Annotated in this window: 14 protein-coding genes; 7 read left to right on the top strand and 7 right to left on the bottom strand. The window is 60.7% G+C overall.

Annotation, left to right across the window (positions count from 1 at the left end):
- Positions 1-40 precede the first annotated feature (40 nt).
- From H536_RS0108460 to H536_RS0108450, 3 genes are all read left to right on the top strand, one after another.
- Positions 41-745 (top strand): IS5/IS1182 family transposase, encoded by a 705-nt coding sequence (locus H536_RS0108460; protein WP_024350057.1) that lies wholly within the window; start codon positions 41-43, stop codon positions 743-745.
- An 805-nt stretch (positions 746-1,550) separates the two neighbouring features.
- Positions 1,551-2,066, top strand: coding sequence for a FecR domain-containing protein (locus H536_RS0108455; protein ID WP_024350056.1), 516 nt, complete (start codon positions 1,551-1,553; stop codon positions 2,064-2,066).
- A gap of 85 nt (positions 2,067-2,151) precedes the next feature.
- On the top strand, positions 2,152-3,933 hold the full coding sequence (locus tag H536_RS0108450) for a CHASE2 domain-containing protein (RefSeq protein ID WP_024350055.1): 1,782 nt from the start codon (positions 2,152-2,154) through the stop codon (positions 3,931-3,933).
- A 132-nt stretch (positions 3,934-4,065) separates the two neighbouring features.
- On the opposite strand, the gene H536_RS0108445 is transcribed toward H536_RS0108450, so the two are convergent.
- The 7 genes from H536_RS0108445 to H536_RS0108410 form a co-directional block, all read right to left on the bottom strand.
- Complete coding sequence (locus H536_RS0108445) at positions 4,066-4,902, bottom strand: DUF2182 domain-containing protein (RefSeq protein WP_024350054.1); 837 nt, start codon at positions 4,900-4,902, stop codon at positions 4,066-4,068.
- 1 nt (position 4,903) lies between these two features.
- Complete coding sequence (locus tag H536_RS0108440; RefSeq protein ID WP_024350053.1) at positions 4,904-5,536, bottom strand: DUF1326 domain-containing protein; 633 nt, start codon at positions 5,534-5,536, stop codon at positions 4,904-4,906.
- A 29-nt stretch (positions 5,537-5,565) separates the two neighbouring features.
- Positions 5,566-6,201 (bottom strand): DUF1326 domain-containing protein, encoded by a 636-nt coding sequence (locus H536_RS0108435; protein ID WP_024350052.1) that lies wholly within the window; start codon positions 6,199-6,201, stop codon positions 5,566-5,568.
- A 566-nt stretch (positions 6,202-6,767) separates the two neighbouring features.
- Entirely contained in the window at positions 6,768-7,823 is a 1,056-nt protein-coding gene (locus tag H536_RS23675; RefSeq protein ID WP_081651859.1) for a DUF3618 domain-containing protein, read from the bottom strand.
- Positions 7,820-8,263 (bottom strand): phage holin family protein, encoded by a 444-nt coding sequence (locus H536_RS0108425; RefSeq protein ID WP_024350050.1) that lies wholly within the window; start codon positions 8,261-8,263, stop codon positions 7,820-7,822. Before H536_RS0108425 ends, H536_RS23675 begins: the two co-directional genes overlap by 4 nt.
- A gap of 954 nt (positions 8,264-9,217) precedes the next feature.
- A complete protein-coding gene (locus H536_RS0108415; RefSeq protein ID WP_024350049.1) occupies positions 9,218-10,336 on the bottom strand; it encodes a YihY/virulence factor BrkB family protein in 1,119 nt (372 codons plus the stop codon).
- A 371-nt stretch (positions 10,337-10,707) separates the two neighbouring features.
- Complete coding sequence (locus H536_RS0108410) at positions 10,708-11,361, bottom strand: DUF1236 domain-containing protein (RefSeq protein WP_024350048.1); 654 nt, start codon at positions 11,359-11,361, stop codon at positions 10,708-10,710.
- Between the two features lie 577 nt (positions 11,362-11,938).
- Here H536_RS0108410 and H536_RS0108405 point away from each other — a divergent pair.
- From H536_RS0108405 to H536_RS0108390, 4 genes are all read left to right on the top strand, one after another.
- Positions 11,939-13,243 (top strand): cation:proton antiporter, encoded by a 1,305-nt coding sequence (locus tag H536_RS0108405; protein ID WP_024350047.1) that lies wholly within the window; start codon positions 11,939-11,941, stop codon positions 13,241-13,243.
- A 516-nt stretch (positions 13,244-13,759) separates the two neighbouring features.
- Positions 13,760-15,295 carry an IS21 family transposase gene (gene istA, locus H536_RS0108400; protein ID WP_024350046.1) on the top strand — a complete coding sequence of 512 codons (1,536 nt, stop codon included), beginning with the start codon at positions 13,760-13,762 and terminating at the stop codon, positions 15,293-15,295.
- The gene (gene istB, locus H536_RS0108395; RefSeq protein WP_024350045.1) at positions 15,285-16,079 is read left to right on the top strand and encodes an IS21-like element helper ATPase IstB; all 795 of its coding nucleotides are present in this window, start codon (positions 15,285-15,287) and stop codon (positions 16,077-16,079) included. Before istA ends, istB begins: the two co-directional genes overlap by 11 nt.
- A gap of 305 nt (positions 16,080-16,384) precedes the next feature.
- Positions 16,385-17,470, top strand: a complete 1,086-nt coding sequence (locus H536_RS0108390; protein WP_060576844.1) for a helix-turn-helix transcriptional regulator — start codon at positions 16,385-16,387, stop codon at positions 17,468-17,470.
- Positions 17,471-17,517 lie beyond the last annotated feature (47 nt).

Genomic DNA, 17,517 nt, shown 5'->3' with positions numbered 1-17,517 from the left:
TGACATGATTCAGTAGAGTCGGGCTTTCGGGCGGGGTCGGATGGCGGGACAGATTGGGTTTTGGGACGTCGAGGATCGGCTTTCGCAACTGTCACGCCATGGCGATCCATTGGAGAAGCTCTCCGTTACGGTCGATTTCGAGATATTCTGGGCAGACCTGGCGAAATCGGTTCCCCGGCGCGATCGCAGCAGGGGCGGCAGGCCGCCCTTCGATCCGGCTCTCAAATTCAGGATGCTGGTTCTCCAGGCGCTGAACGGGTTGTCCCTGGAGCAGACCGAGTTCCTCGTGAAGGACCGGTTGAGCTGGATGCGGTTCTGCGGTCTCCGTCCCGGCGATGCAGTGCCGGACGCCAACACTCTGTGGGATTTCCGTGAGGCCTTGATTGCCGCCGATGCGCTCGACGCTTTGTTTGCCCGTCCCGACCGGGCGATCAGCGAAGCGGGCTATCTGCCGATGTCAGGTCAGATCATGGACGCCACGCTTGTTGCCGCGCCAAGTCAGCGTAACACCGAGGACGAGAAGGCCAGGATCAAGGCCGGCGAGACGGCAAAGGAGATCTGGAAGGACGAGCCGTTCAAGGCGCGGCGGATGGCCCAACGCGAGCAACGAGCTGAGTTCAAGTACAAGTACGGAGGGCCACCTAGAGATCACACACTGCGGCGAATGTCAGCAGATGTGAACATCTGGGGGGATGGCCATGCGCCGGCCCACATTTCTTCCAGCGTCACACTTGGGACAAGCTGAGAGTGCTTATTTTGTGCTCGGCGCTGCAAATTTGGGAGGATACGCAATGTCCATTTTGCGATATGTCGCATCTGCTTTCCGCCTGATACCTCCAGATGACGATGAAGCGGAACCCCCTGAGCCGACTCGTGATCTTGGACCGCTGCGAGAGAGCGATGTGTTGGATCTTCTCGATCAGACCATCTACAGACGGGACGATTTATCGTCAGAGCGGCGCAGCCGATCGGAGCGCCTCCAGTAGCGCGTGTTGTCCGGCATGAGTGCGGAGCAGGAATGATTTCCGATGCCGCCAACGGGCACAGCGAGACGATGATTTCCGATGCCGCCGTGGGCAGAAAGCCGACCGACAGTTTTCTGGGCGGTATGACAGAAAACCATCGACCGCTTACGTGAATGGTTTCGCACGCCTCACGGCGCCCGAAGCCCTTCACGGCGACAGATCGTTCGCTTCCGGGCCCGTAGACGGCGAAAACCGCCGTTCGGCGGTCAAACCTTTCTGCCTGGAGCCGTCGCGTGAGACCTTCCAAAAGCAGAAGTAAACCTGGGCCAGCGGTCGTCCGTCAGTATCATCGCCTCTTTGCTGCTTCTGCCGGCCCAAGAAGGCTATCGTCCGGCAGCCAGCAGGACTGATCGATGCGACGACGTCCCATGGCAACATTGCTGCCGCCATGCCTCTTGTGCGAAAGCCCGATCTGGAGAAAAGCGACGCTTCCGTCTTGAAGTGAACCGGAAATGGGCAGAAGCAGGGAATGGTGACCTAGAGGAAATTTTGGGGAAGCTAGGCAGCGCTCTTGGGAGACGTCGAATGCAAGTCTCTACATTCCGGACGCGCTTGGCAGTGGCAGCCCTTCTTATCATCACCTGTGGGGCGGCCGTCGCGCAGCAAGATGGGACCTGCACATCCGTGATCTTGCGTGATCCACCGCGCACCATGATCCGCTGCCCCGGCGGTTTGCTCATCGAGGCCGAGGCGGCCGCAAGACTGCAGATCCTTGCGCCGGCGTCGGACGGACCGCCCCACGCGGTCCGTCTCGATACGAAAGCGGTTCTAATCGACTTAGAGACCTCGCGGCCTTTCCAGATCAGGACGCCGCACGCGATAGCCTCAGTACGTGGCACCTTGTATGCGGTCGATGTCAGCCCTGGTGCCACCGCGGTTTTCGTTGTCCAAGGACAGGTGCAGGTCGGTCGGCGTACGGGTCCGGGCACCGTCCTCCTGAGACCGGGCGAAGGCGTTGACGTGAGTCCCGGCGCCCCCCTGACAGTTCGCAGATGGCCACGGGAGCGGGTCTCCCGCCTGCATTCCCGCTTCGGGCGCTAGAGCGTTGCAGCGGCGGGTGCGAGCTCCGCTTACAACTATCGCCCTCGCGGCCCTCGCAGCCATTTGCTGGGCTGGGTGGCTCGGCATGTTGCACGTTTCCGGACAGCGCAGCGTCGTGGATCTCATCGAGGCGCCGCTGGTCGATCTCCGGCTTCTTGCCGCTGGCCCCCGGGAGACGCCGGAGGAAATCATAATCGTCGCGATCGATGACGCGACGGTCGCAGCCGAAGGTGGCTATCCTCTAGATCGCGGGCGCCTCGCCATGCTGATCCGGGAAATCGTCGCCGCAGGCGCAAAAACGCTGGCTCTCGACATCCTGCTGGTCGATCCCGCGGAGACGGATGCTGATGATGCGCTGGCTGAGGCTCTGGCAACCATTCCCAGCGTGATTGCAGCCGCCGGCCAGTTCCGTCAGAGTGACCCACAGGCGGTGGCGGCGCCCATGCCCGACAACGATCTGTGGCCCTTGCCGAAGTTCGATCGCGTTGCGGCAGTGGGCTTCGCCAACGTCGCTGCGGACGCAGGCGGAACGCCGCGCCACCTGCCCTTGCTGTTCCAGTCACCGCGCGGCCTTGTGCAGGGGTTCGCTCTGAAGGCCGCAGCGCTCCACCGGAACGCGGAGGCCGTCTTGACCGCCGATAGCGTTACCATTGGCAATGATCCGATTCCATTGGACTCGCGCTGGCACTTATCGCTGCGGTTCTTCGGACCGGCTGGGGCGATCCGGACAATCAGCGCGGAAGAAGTTCTTTCAGGCCGGAGCCCGTCCTTGGCTGCCCATCTCGCAATGATCGGGGTTACCGCGACTGGTGTCGGCGACAGCTTCGCGACACCGTTCGATCCCGTCACGCCAGGGGTGGAGATTCAAGCGACGGGCGTCGCGCAATTGCTGAGCGCTCAAACCCCTACCCGCAATGCTATGACACGCCAAGTTGACGCTTCCATTGCACTAATGCTCGCCTTGAGCGGCGTTCTCCTCGTCCTGTTCCTGCCGCTGACTCGAAGCCTGCCGCTGGTCGGATTGGCCCATTTGGCGGTTCTGGCCGGCACTTTCATCCTGTTCGCTGGCGACATCTGGACGAGCGCTGCTTTGCCACTCGTCGCCGCGGTTCCCCCAGTAGCCATAGCTGGATTCGCCCGCCAGTTGCACGAGCGTAAGGAGGCGCGGACGGTTGTTGCCGCCGAGGCGGCCCTGCGTCGCTTCCACCCCGCCCTGCTCTCCGAGCGTATCGCAGCGGATCCGGACTATTTGAGACAACCGCTGGAGCAAGCGGCCGCCGTCCTCTTCCTGGACCTCTCAGGCTTCACTCGGCGAAGCGAGGAACTCGGTCCTGCCCGCACCCAGACCTTCCTCAAGCAATTCCACACCCTTGTTGTCGACACGGTCGCCAAGCATGAGGGGGTGGTAATGAACTTTATGGGAGACGGCGCGATGATCGTCTTCGGCATCGTCGAAGAGATCGGCGACCCTTGCGGCCGCGCCTTCGCGGCAGGCGTCGCGCTGGCCGACAACACGCGCGACTGGGTCGCGTCGCAGCCGCAGGCCGAGCCTGGCGGCCTCCGGTTGCGGCTCGGCCTTCACTACGGTCCCGTCGTCCTTGCCCGCCTAGGCCATGAGGCCCACCAGCAAATCAGTGTCAGCGGCGACACGGTCAATCTGGCGAGCCGTCTGATGGAAGTCGCCAAGGTCGAGGGTGCCCAATTCGCAGTATCCGCCGCTGCGATCAAGGCGATCAAAGACGGCGGCCAGAACGTCACGCCGCCCGACGGGCTCCGTACGGAGAGCATTCGCGGTCACCGTGCGACGATCGACGTCGCCCTGTGGACGCATCCGCGCCTACGGACGAATAGGAACGGCACAAGCTAACGCTCGTCCGTTGAACGATCAGGAAAGGTCGAAGACGAGTTTTGCGAGATTCAGGCAGGATCAGCGTGAGCTCGAAGAACAAGGAAGGCTTGGACAATCAATGGCTTCGCATTCGGTCGAGGTAGCAACTGATCAGATTGCCCCAATCGCGATCCAAGCCCCGGCGAGAACGAACATTGAGCCTAGCACTCGCGCCAACCTGTCGCCTCGGGGCATGATTTTCTCGAAGAGGACAATGATAGCCAGACCGGTAATCCAGTAGATATTCATGATGCCGCCTACGAACAGCAACGCCATCAAGGTCCAGCAGCAGCCGAGGCAGTATGCACCGTGTTCGACGCCCATCCGAAAGGCGCCCGCGCGGCCCTTGCGCCAGTGCCGAGACAGGAACTCGGCGGGCGCGCGGCAATGTTCAAGGCACACCCGCTTGAATGGAGATATCTGGTAGAGGCCGGCGGCGACGAACAAGGCCGCCGTCATCCAGACATTCACCGACCACATCATCGGCTGAGACAGAAAACCGAGCTGTTCGCAGGCAAATTGAAGAGTGGTGGCGAACAGCGAAAAGGCGAGCCAGACCAGGAGATAACCGCCGAGAAAGACGCCGGATGGAATCGCGCCGGCGGCAATCTGTCCCTTACTCTGGGCGTGGCGACTGACCCGGGCGTGGAGCAGAACCATCGGCGTGACGCTTGGGATCATCATGGCGATCATCATGATCCACCACATGCCGGCAACGATGATCCAGGTCGCGACCGACCACGAAGCCGCCGGCATCGCCGATCCCGCCTCATTACCGGGAAAGATCGCGGGGCGGCTCATCATCCAGATGCTCATGCCTGTGCCGGCCCCAACGAGCAACCACGCCCAGGCCAGCATGACGAGAGCAACGATGCCCGTCAGCATGATCAGGCGGTCACGCCGGATCAACATCTCCAAGGACGAGTTCAGCAGCGCCGCCTCTGCCATTTCAACCCCTGATCGGCCCTTGTCCGTTCAGATGCAGGCGGGCGAACTGACCGTAGGAGTTCTCAAGATCGAAAGCGATCGGGCCCTGCGTTTTCGAGGAGGCGCTGCCGACTTCCGCCAAGGTGTACTCGAACCCGTCAGGCAGATCGATCCGCGCCCAATGCTCCCGTCCCGTCACGACATTGCGGATCGGCTCGCCGTTAATGTCGATGAAGCCATCGACGTGGATGTGCCCGCGCCGCGCATCGACGTCGACGTCCATGTCGATCTTGCGGAAGGCGGGCTCGAAGAACTCGCTCACGGTCGACGCAAAGACGTTGAACATCGTCCTGCCGGGCTCGGAGTCCTTCCCGGACATGATCGTCAGAAGCGCCTGACGCTGGTTCTCGTCGGCGCGCTCGTCGACGATCGGCTGGCACTTGCCGCCACCTTCGTGGATGGCGCCAGGCCACTGGAAGATGAACGCGATACGCATCCCGTCGAGACTGACTCTCCCATGGTACCCTCGCAGAATGTCGATCGCACCGTTCGCTTGGCAGTGTCCGTGCGTCGGCAGAGCATTGAACTGGCAGGGGCAGCCATAGGCGCAGTTGCAGTTGACCAGTTCCACCCCTTCGATTTCCCATGGCGTCATGACATCATCCTTGCGGGTTCGGTCAGGCCTTAAGGGTCGATGATGCCGTGCGGCCCGTACGCGGCATTCCAGAGCGCGCCGTAGCGGCTCTGCCTATGCATGCGGATCTCGCCATCGCTGGTGAACGTACCGCTTGCGACCTCCGCTTCGCGGAATTCGAAGCCCTCAGGCAACACGATGCGGGCGCGATGCGCCAAGCCTGTCACAGGATTCCGAATGGGCTCCAGCTCGAGAGCGAGCTGATCCTCGATACGGAACCAGCCGGTTCGCGCTTCGATATCGCTACCGAAGTCGATCGAAGCGAAGACCGGTCGCAATTCCTCGGCGATCGTCGAGCCATAGATGTTGAAGACGGTGGTCGGCTCCTGTTCGCCACCCCCGAGGATGATGCTCAGTGCCTCGACTTGGATGGGTGTGGCGTCGCAGTCGATGAAGCCTTGAACGACGCCGCCGCCTTCGTGCACGGGGCCGGGCCAGCGATAGGCTGCCGCAACCTTAAGGCCGTCCAGCCGCAGATCGCCGAACCAGCCCTCATCGATCCGCATGCATTCGAGCCCTTCGCAGAGCCCTTCCGTCGGCTTTCCGTTGAATTCGCAAGGACAACCGTAGTCGCAACTGCACGCTGCGATTTTCGGTCCCTTCATTGCCCAGTCGACGTAGGGCATCGCAATTCTCCAAGCGGAACCCAATACTAACAGCCTCGAACGCGGAGGGAAAGCCACGGACATGCGGCCCAGGGCCGAAAGCCGACCGGCAGCTTTCTGAACGGTGTGGCCGATAGCGGTCGTACCGCTCACGATCCAACACAGACGCTGATTCGTGGTGTCGAGAAGCTTAAAAGCAGACGAAGCCCGTTGGAAAAGAATACACCAAGCGCACTTCAGATTCGTGATTGTTAGTCTTGAGAACTCGTAAAATCCTGCGGATAACATAGGGCATGCGGGCGCCGCTACTTGCAATCAGTCGCAGGCGGCTTCGAAGACATCCGTGACGTCCTCTGTGATCGCTGCAACCGTAGCACCAGATCGATCAGTTCGTCCTTTGATAGCCGCTGCAAATCACTGCGTTCTATGCCGCCATAGATTCAGCGATCCGTGCCGACGGCAAGGGGGTAGGCAATTACCAGCGTGACTTATTCCGGACCCATTTACTTAAGTAACAGCGGCGTTCTTCCGAGTAGCGAAAAAGCCGCGACCTCGACAAGGTAGACACTCGTCGAGGTCGCCGACTTTTACAGAAGCCCCTCTCGCTTTGCTTCTTCCTTGGCTTTCCCGCCAGCGGCTTCGGCTACGCCCGAAACCTTCTGCGCCACGGTTTGCGAACCCGCGTCATTCGTCTCTGGCTTCAGGCCTTTGTCTTCCGCAGTCTCGCTAGCTGCTTCATAAGCCTTGCCTGCAACGTGCTCGGCCTTATGCAGCGTGTCGCGGCCCTGTTCGAAAACCTCATCCCGGACGTGGTCTCGCGCCTCGCCCATCCATTCATCTTCCTGACGGGTGGCCGGAAGCATCGCCCCTACCGCCGCACCAATCGCAAGGGCAACAGCTCCGAATACAAGCGGCTCGTCGTGAATAAGGTCTGCGACGTTGCGCTGTGCTCGCGAACCGGCGCGGTACGCTTGCCGCCCCGTACGACGAGCGCTCTCCATGGTGGCCGATCCCGCAGAACTCATCGCATCACGGGCGTCGTGCATGCCACGGGTTGTCGCGTCTGCCGCTGAACCCGTTGCGTCGGAAACGGAGCGGCCCAAGCCCTTCGCGGTATCCGATACACTCGAAGCAGCATTCGAACCTGCCTCGCCCGCGGATCCGACCGCTCGGGAGAGCCGATCGCCCATTCCAGAGCTACTGGATCCCGAAGTGGCCGAAGGGGACGCAGACGACGATCCACCGCCCGTCCCCGAACTGCCGAAGGAGGTACGACCCGCTTCGGTTCTCTCCGCGTACCGTCGATCGTCTGCCGGAAAGGCCTCGTCAAACCGATCGTACTCGCGGTCCTCTCGCCAGCGAGCCAAGCGATCGGAAGCTTCGTGCGTTTTCGCCCGTGTCCCTTCACCGAGGAGAAGCCAGGCCAGGCCCGCTCCGACCAAGCCAAGCGCCAAAGGGTTATCCCGAACCTGGCGACCCAGATTCTTGACCGTATCCGCGCCTTGGCCTTCCTTCAGGTATCCGGAAAACTCGTCAACGATCTGCCCGACCGACAGACGATCCCTGATGGCATCGAACGTCGAGTCCAGATTGGAACGGTGAGTTTCGGCTTCTCTTTCCAGCCGATCGGTATCGCTGCTCATCGGGTTTGCTCCTTGGCAAGCTTTGCATCCTTGCCCAGCTGCCTGGTTGTACGGGACGGCATGAGGCTGCTGGGGGCGAGTTCCTTCTTCCCTTTCATAAGCAGCACCGCACCAACCGCTGCGAGAGCTACTCCAACGATCAGTGCGGCCCAGCCTGGTCCGATGTCCGGATCGCCGATTTTCGAGATCGCAGTGACAAGCGCCGCGGTCAGCGTAATCAGGGAAACAAGAAGGCAGATTGCACCCGCCGTTATCAGTCCGCCGCCCGCCTCGATCTGGGTGATCTTGTCCGACATTTCTGACCGGATGAGGCGCGTCTCAGTCTGAACGAGTTCACTCGTCTCGCGAAGCGCATGCACGACAAGGTCGGGCAGCGAGCGCGGCTCTGCTGTCGTTCGTGTCTCCGAACGCGACTGCGGATCGTTGGGATCAACGCTCATAATTTTCCCCTTTAGCGCTAGGATGGGAAGACGTGGTGTTTGTGGATGGGCTCAGGGGCGAAGCGGCAGTAGCCCTTGACGCTGAGGACGTCTCTCCCGCCGGGCGCGCCGGTATACTTGGAGCTGCCCCGACACCACGGGCGGTTCCTGTGACAGGGTCACGATCTTTTGGGAACGCGCCTTCCGTCGGCCGCGGCTGGTCCGAATAGGAGGGGCGATAACCAGCAGGTACTCGACTACCGACGGGGGAGTTGGAACGGTCAGCAGAGGCCATGTCACGGCTGCCTTCGTCCCTTCCTTCGCCACCGGCGTAATCGCGTTGGTCGTGCTCGCCTGATGAACGAGCGAAACGGCCTAACGCCAGTCCAGCGAGCGCCGCGCCGACCAGGAATGTCGCAGGCCGCTCCCGTGCGAAACGAGCCACCGACTGCGTAATCTCGCCAATATCCTTGCCGTGAATGGTTCGGGAAGCCTGCTCGAGCCCGCCGGCAACTTCGCGAACCAGGCTCGACGCCATCGACTGATCGCGCTCTCCCAACTCGTCAGATGCCTTGCGAACAGCTGCAGCGAAGTCGTTGAGACTGCCCGCGGCTTGCTCTTTCCCTTTTTCACCCTCTTCCCGCGCCCGGGCACGGGCCTTCCCTGAAAGATCGGACGCCGCGTCGCGAATGCTATCTGCGGCATTGCGAGCTTCATCTTTAGCCGCCTGGGCTTCGGTCCGAACGCGATCTCTCGTCTGGTCGAGATCATCCTGGGCTTGACGGGTCCCAGTTTTCGACGGGGTTGATGGATTATCAGAGGTCATAGGTTCAAACCTTTCAGCTGATGCCAAGGAGAGACAGGACGACGAGGACGACGACGATCAGTCCGATGACGTAGATGATGCTGTTCATGGGGCGGCCTTTTCGCTGGTGGGATTGGTGGAGCACGGTGCCGGCATTCGATCCTCATCGATCATCGGTGATTGTCCCGTCGCTGCATGGCAGCCAGAACCAGCGTTGCGGGCAGAGCAAAAGCTAACGTCCCCCACGACACTCGCTTCCGGGCGTTCGGATGGTCCCCCCGGATCCGGTTCGGGGCAGCTTCAGACGCGAGATCAGCCTCGTCGGATGCACGGCGCGAACCGCCGCTACCGGCGACATGGTCTGCAAATTTCGCACCCCGCATGCCCATCGGACGAGGTTCTCCCGTCGTTGAATCCCTTGCGGTCTGGTGCTCCATTTCCGAATTCAGTTCTCCGCCGACGATCAGGATCGTGGTGGAAAGCCAAATCCACGTCATGAAGCCGATCAATGCGCCGAGCGAACCGTATGTCGCGTTGTACGAACCGAAATTCGCGGCATACCAGGAGAACAGCACGGAGGTGATGACGACGAGGACCATCGTCAGAAGAACCTCGGGACTGATCCATTTCCACTGGGCGGATTCCCGGCTGGGACCCCATCGATAGAGGGCGGCAATTCCGAGAGAGACCAGAATGGCCATGCCGGCATAGCTGCCGATTCTAATCAGCCATTCAAGACCTTGGCCCAGCCCTATGGCGTTGAGGATGAGGGGGACGACAAGAACAACGCCAAGGAAAAGGACAGCTGCGCCGACAGCAGCGATCGTAAACGCAAGGGAGATCAGCGTAAGTTTGAAAAATCCCCGGGTTTCGGGCTCGTCGTAGGCAACGTTCATTGCCTCGAAGAGAGACTTCATTCCTGCGTTCGCACTCCAAAGAGCGACAAGCAGCGAAATGACAAACGTAAAGCCAAGCGTAGCGCTGTCCTGCTGCGCCAGCCGCTCCAACTGATCACCGATAATCTGCATCCCACCCCCCGGAACGACCGCCGAAAGGTTTGTGACTTGCTGTTGGATGGTCGAGGGATCGGCAAACAAGCCGAAGACTGACACAAAGGCTGATAATGCAGGCACCATCGCAAGCAGTAGGTAGTATGTAACACCCGCAGCAACCAGCATAACGCGATCGTCGCTTATCTCAGCGTAGACCCGCCATAGAATTTCCTTCCAGCCGGCTGGCGGAATCTCTGACGGACCCGTCGCTTTCCTACCGCGATCACTACCGGACATATCTTCGAGCCAAGTTGTTAGCCGACCAACTGTGACAATCGGTCATGATGTTCTTCGGCTTCTCAACTGCTTCTGAACGATGGGGTTCCCGATGGGCGCTCGAAAATTCGGATCTCCAGGCAACTGACCGTGGTGGAATCGGCTAAAATCTCCGATGCCTCTCTGTCTCCCAGTGTACGGACGGGCTTCAGGGCTTCTACCCTTGGCCCCTACCGAAGCGGCCGATTTCGCCGGAGTGGCGGCGGCGCCCAGTATCGACACGCTCGTATGGACAAGCGAAAGCCCGGTCGCTCCTTTCTGGAACAACCGGGCTATTGCGCGGTAACAAGAGGCCGACGGACGCTAGAAAGCGTTCGTCGGCCAGTCGACATTTACCGGACGACGTACACGACCTGACGATTGTTCGGGTCAACCAGAACCGGCTGACCGTTCACGTAGACGTACCGATAGTCGTAGTCCGGGATCGTCTGCAGTTCCACCGTCTCGGGCACCTGCGCGCCGACGACGGCCTCGCCTTCCAGATAGACCGGATCCACGGGGTTCGACCGGACATACTCGATGCGCTCGTCCGGCGGATTCAGCGCAGCGCCGGCAACCAGGCCAGCAGCACCGCCGACTGCCGCGCCGATTGGCCCGCCGACAAGTGCACCCGCGACGGCTCCTGTCGCCGCACCGGCCACTTCGCCAGCCCCGCCTTCGTCCTCATAGGTAACGACCGGGTATTCCGTCCGGCGCTCAGTGACGACCACCGTTTCACCGCCCGCATCCGCTGTCAGATACTGGCTGTAAGCCCAACCCGACCTGCCATCGACAGTGACCCGGCACCATGAACCGCTGTCTGTGCAGCCTTCCAGCGTAGCGGTATCCTCATTGCCGATTACGCCGACGATTTCGTAGGTGGGACCAGGACCGGCGCGAACATTGAGGTCGGTCGTCGCCGAGACCGCGGTCTGCGCGGAGGCAGGGATGGCCGACATTGCAAGGATGGTAGCGGTACTAGCCGCGAGAAGGGTGTTGAGTTTCATCGTTCGTCTCCCGTTTTTCTGATCACAGCCGTGTCGGTTCAGACGCGCTGTTCGGGTCGATAAACAAAGGGAGTGGCGAACCAGTTCCGCCTCGCGAATTGTGGATAGTCGATATTTTTCAATCGTTTATCTGGCGTTCATCAATGTGGCAGAGGCTCCGGAGTTTACTGCTTGATGTTGCGAGCGTTTTCGTTCCTTCCGCGGATGGCGAGCCTCAATTCGGTCGCGAAATTGCCTTGCGGGGCCTGCGACTGACCACGCCTCGTCAAGGCGACACCTTCTTCGGACGGCAACTAGCTGCGTCAGCACATCCGTTTCGATGTCGCCGGTGAAAGCCTCGAAGGGCTCGGGACAATTTTCCGGAAGCTGGAGCATATTGCAGGGAAACGAAGCAGTTTCGCGATCCCTCCGAAACCACCCCGTTCGATCCCGTCAGCGACTGATGAGAAAGCCTGGCCGTATTCCAGACTCCCTCCCCTGACATATGGGCGGGGCCAATGGCGACACTCGTCTCGATGCTGCCATTACCGATCACAAGCCGACACCGCAGGCGTCCAGCTCAGTCCAGGAACATGCCATGGAAGAAGCCAAGTTTGGTTTCGATGCCTACCACATCCTGCTTGTCGCCTTGGGCGCGAGCCTTCTGGTCTCGTATTGGCTGCCCCACCTTTTTGTACGACGACCACCCGCAGCGACGGCGCTCCTCATGGCCTGCGGCATGGTGGGTTCGCTTCTATTCCCTGGAATCGTTGTTGGAATAGACCCAACGAAGAACCCGGCCATCTGGGAAATCGCGGCCGAGCTAGTGGTGATTGTTGTTCTCTTCGCTACCGGGCTGCGGATTGACGATCTGGGTGGTCTGCGGCTTTGGCGACCGACGATCAGACTCCTCGCGATAACAATGCCTCTAACCATTGCGGCGATTGCGTTTCTCGGCTGGAGCGTCGCAGGGATGACTCTCGGAGGAGCAATCCTTCTCGGGGCGGTGCTGGCACCAACGGATCCCGTTCTGGCTGGAGACCTTCAAATCGGCCCGCCGCTTGAGGGGAAGGAGCATCCTGTCCGGTTCGCGCTGACCACCGAAGCCGGCTTGAACGACGGCCTTGCGTTTCCGTTCGTCTATCTGGCGCTCCACATCGCCTCACAAGGCGCGAACCCTGGCCTCTGGCTTACCGAGTGGATTGCCTGGGATGTCCTCTATCGTATTCTCGTCGGGACCGGGCTCGGCATCGTCATTGGGTGGCTGCTCGGACGCATACTGATTGCTGTCCCCGCCTGGAACACGATCGCTCCCTCGGGCCCCGGGGTGCTCGCTCTTGCCGGGGTGTTCCTTGCTTACGGGGTGGTGGAACTTGCCGAAGGCTATGGATTTATCGCGGCGTTCATTGCCGGCGTCGTGTGCCGGCGGGCCGAAGCACGGCATCAGTTCCACAAGCAGCTACATGCCTTCGCGAGTTCGATAGAACATGCCATCACCGCTATTCTGCTGGTGCTCCTCGGCAGCGTCATGCCGTCGCTATGGCCTTACCTTGACTGGAGCCACACCGTAATCGGGTTCGGCCTGATCCTGGTGATCAGGCCCACGACCGGAATGCTCGGCCTCATCGGCACCCCTCTAAGCCTGAGGGCGAAAGCCGTGGTCGCGATCTATGGCGTGCGCGGCATCGGGTCGCTCTATTACTTGGCGTATGCGTCCACGCACGTTGAGTTTGTCGATGAAGGGCCGCTCTGGGCACTTGTCGCGTTCACGATCTTCGCTTCAACAGTCTTTCACGGCCTTACAGCGACGGCGACTGTCGAGGTGCTGGATCGCGAATACGCAAAGGATGGGAATTCCGAAACTCAACCGAGCGCGGAGGAACTGGAAGGCGGGCGACGCTAAAGATTGTGATCACTGAGGCTTCACGGGGTACGGTCAAGGCGTACGAAGCCTGTTCTCCCAGTACGGGCAGCGGTATGTGCAGCCAAGACGATCCCCGTCTCAGGATGCCTAACATCAAGATGATCTGGATCGGCGCGATCGATGCAAACTCATCGCGCTGGTGCCCGCTACTGTATCTGGCAACCATCTTCAAGGATGGAGTGGGCCGAGAATACACCGCCAATAATCGCATACAACGGCTTGTACCGGCTCGACGGTTCCTTGTGGAGAACCGCCGAGCCGCGTCCCTTCCGCAGCTTAGGCAAACCGGCTTTTGAGGGTATCGGAGATTCGTTCGCCCTTGCTGATCTCATCGTGCGCACGCTGCACAACAGCTCGCGTTTCGGCCGTGAGATCCCGACCTGTTGATTTTCACGCGGAACTGACCCGGGAAGTCGCCTGATTTCCACTGAGATTTGACCCATGTGACCTTCCCCTCCGATCGCGCTGAGCGAGGGGGGCATTGGAGTGATCCACATGGGACTTTTGAACGTCATCCGCCGCTTGGCTCTGCGTGAGAAGCTACCGATCCGCGAGATTGCCAGGCGGACCGGGCTCTCCCGGAACACCATCAAGAAGTATCTGAAGGCCGGCACGATCGAGCCGAAGTTCTCGGTGCCCGAACGGCCGAGCAAGCTGGACCCGTTCGCCGACAAGCTTGCGGCCTGGCTGAAAGCTGAGGCATCGAAGTCACGCAAGCAGCGCCGGCCTCTGACACACCTGCACGCCGATCTTGTCGCTCTCGGGTTCACCGGTTCCTACAACCGGGTGGCTGCGTTTGCTCGCGAGTGGTCTGCCGATCGGCAGCGCGAGCAACACACGACAGGGCGCGGTATCTTCATTCCCCTGACGTTCCGCTCCGGCGAAGCCTTCCAGTTTGACTGGAGCGAGGACCATGCCTTGATCGGTGGCGATCGAACCAAGCTGCAGGTCGCTCATATCAAGCTGGCGCACAGCCGGGCCTTCCTAGTCCGCGCCTATCTGCTTCAGACTCACGAGATGCTGTTCGACGCGCATTGGCACGCCTTCCGGGTCTTCGGCGGTGTGCCCGAGCGCGGCATCTACGACAACATGAGAACGGCGGTGGACCGTATTGGGCGCGGTAAGGAGCGCCAGATCAACATGCGCTTCCTGGCGATGGCAAACCACTACGTCTTCGAGCCGGAGTTCTGCAATCCAGCCTCCGGCTGGGAGAAGGGGCAAGTCGAGAAGAACGTGCGGGATGCACGACCGCGTCTTTGGCAGCCGATGCCGGACTTTCCCGATCTCGCCGCGCTGAACGCCTGGCTTGAGCGGCGCTGTCTGGAGCTTTGGCGGGAGATCCCGCATGGCCGCCTTGCGGGGACCGTTGCCGATGTCTGGGCCCAAGAGCAGCCCGCCTTAATGCCGGTGCCGCCCGCCTTCGACGGGTTCGTCGAGCAGAGCAAGCGGGTCTCGCCAACCTGCCTGATCAACTTCGAGCGCAACCGTTACAGCGTCCCGGCGTCTTTCGCGAACCGGCCCGTCAGCCTCCGTATCTACCCGGACCGGCTTGTCGTTGCGGCCGAGGGGCAGCTCCTGTGCGAGCATGAACGGCGGATTGATCGATCGCATCACCTGCCACCGCGCACAATCTATGACTGGCGTCATTATCTCGCGGTCATCCAGCGTAAGCCCGGCGCGCTGCGTAACGGCGCCCCTTTCGCTGAACTGCCGTCAGGCTTCCGGCGATTGCAGGAGCAGATGCTGAGACGGCCTGGTGGCGATCGCGAGATGGTCGATATCCTTGCCCTGGTCCTGCAGCACGATGAGCAGGCTGTACTGGCCGCAGTCGAACTGGCCCTTACCGAGGGGATCGCAACCAAGACCCACGTGCTCAACATCCTGCACCGTCTGATCGACGCGAAGACGATCGACGGTCCGGTTATCGACACACCGCAAGCGCTGCTGCTGCGCCGGGAGCCCGAGGCCAATGTCGAGCGCTACGACGGTCTGCATGCCTGCAGCAGTCGCGGAGGCCGCCATGCGTCATGATCCCGCCAGCGGCGCCGTCGTCATCATGCTGCGCAGCCTCAAGATGTATGGCATGGCACAGGCCGTCACCGATCTGATCGAACAAGGCGCGCCTGCCTTCGATGCCGCCGTGCCGATCCTGACGCAGCTTCTGAAGGCCGAGATGGCCGAACGCGAGGTGCGCTCGATCGCCTACCACATGAAGGCTGCACGCTTCCCGGCTTATAAGGATCTGTCAGGCTTCGACTTCTCGGCCAGCGAGATAAACGAGGCCACGGTGCGCCAGCTTCATCGCTGCGAGTTCATCGAAGGAATGCAGAACGTCGTGCTGATCGGCGGGCCAGGCACAGGCAAGACACACGTCGCGACCGCCCTCGGCATCCAGGCAGTCGAGCATCACCGGCGGAAAGTCCGGTTCTTCTCGACCATCGAACTCGTCAACACGCTCGAACAGGAGAAGGCCAGGGGCAAGGCCGGCCAACTGTCTGAGACCCTTGCCCGTCTCGACCTCGTGATCCTGGACGAGCTTGGATACCTGCCGTTCAGTGCCTCCGGCGGCGCAATGCTCTTCCATCTGCTGAGCAAGCTCTACGAGCGCACCAGCGTTGTCATCACGACCAATCTGAGCTTCAGCGAGTGGGCCACCGTCTTCGGCGATGCCAAGATGACCACCGCTCTACTCGATCGGCTCACCCATCGCTGCCACATCTTGGAAACCGGAAATGACAGCTTCCGCTTCAGGGCGAGCACCGCGGCCACGAACCACAAGAGGAAGGAAAACGAACATACCTTGACCCAGTCATGACCATCTCAACTTAACTCGAAGCCGGGTCACTTCTCGATGGAAAACCCGGGTCAGTTCCGCGTGGAAATCAACACACGGCGACTCAGATGATTGACCTGATCGCTTCTATTCCAAGTTCGTACCCAACAGCAGCATTGGCATATTGACTCCGAACTGGCTACAGCACTGCCTCTTGGCAGCGAATGAGTTAGCAAAGGTTCTTCGTTTCAGAACGAGGAGCATCTTGACCGGGGCTCAAGCAGAGTATTTGCTCGGTGGGCCGTTGTAGCAGCAGCCTGTGGAGTTTTCAGATCGACGTTTCGATTTTGATCAGCTTCATGTATGAGGCCGCCGTCTCCGAGACCGACGAAGGTTGGTCGGAGCTGGCCGACCTCCTCAGCAGGCAGTTCCGAGAGAGCACCGTCGTCATCGACGCAGGGAGTATCTCCGGCTCGGACCAGGCGCTGTTGGTTCCTTACCGCTTTGATACCGAACGCGTCAGACTTCATTTCGAGCAATTCGCTAATCCCGAAGACAACATCGGCGTCAAGGCGCTCATGACGGGTCCAGTAGGCTCTGCCTTCGATATGCACGATGGGATCGAAGAAGGCGTATGGAGCCGCGATCCCTCCGTTCAGGGCATCCTCACCCCCCAGGGTTTCACGCACGGCTCTCTGCTAGTCGTTGAGAGAGAGCCCAGATGCATGTCTTCCCTTCTCCTCTATCGAGGAGACCGTGCCGGCGAGTTTTCGCCCCGAGAGATGGGCTTCTTGAATGCAATTGCGCCCCATCTCAGGCGCGCGTTTGAAGTCAGACGCCGGTTACGCGAAATGGCCGAGCGCGAGCGTAACGCTCATCGACTGCTGTTGGAGACCAGTACGGGAGTGCTGGTGACCGATGGAAGCGGCTATGTCATTCATGCGACGGGACAGGCTGAGGCTGCGCTGGCATCGGAGGACTTCCTCTACACATCCTTCGGACGACTGAGAGCGAAAGACGCCCGTGCAGAGGCAAAGCTCAACGCGCGCTTCACCGGAGGTGTCATGTTGATCCAGCCCGACGTCGAGATCGCCGGCTCGAACGGGAAAACGCTTGCTCTCCGCGACCTCCCCCATGCTGCTGCGGTGTCTCTATCATTGCGCCACGATGCTCGCGCTTTCCACGTGGAACTCTACACCACCGGAAAACCTCCGCTCGAGGAGATCTTGAAAGAGCGCTACCGTCTAACCCCTACCGAGATCGCTATCACCCTCTCCCTGCGGGACGGCATTTCGGTGATTTCGATTGCTGAACAACGAGGGAATACGCTTTCCACAGTCCGAACGCATGTGAAGTCGATCTTCCAAAAGCTGCACGTGCATCGCCAGGCTGAACTTATCGCACGACTGAACAGGCTGGGAGGAACGGCCTGATGATTGTTCACCCGGAGGGCCCCATGCCACGTTCCGCTGCCACAGTT

Origin of the sequence: Aurantimonas coralicida DSM 14790 (assembly GCF_000421645.1) — a bacterium.
Lineage (GTDB): Bacteria > Pseudomonadota > Alphaproteobacteria > Rhizobiales > Rhizobiaceae > Aurantimonas > Aurantimonas coralicida.
Note: the sequence above shows the minus strand (reverse complement) of the source record. Positions and strands in the feature narration are given on the sequence as shown.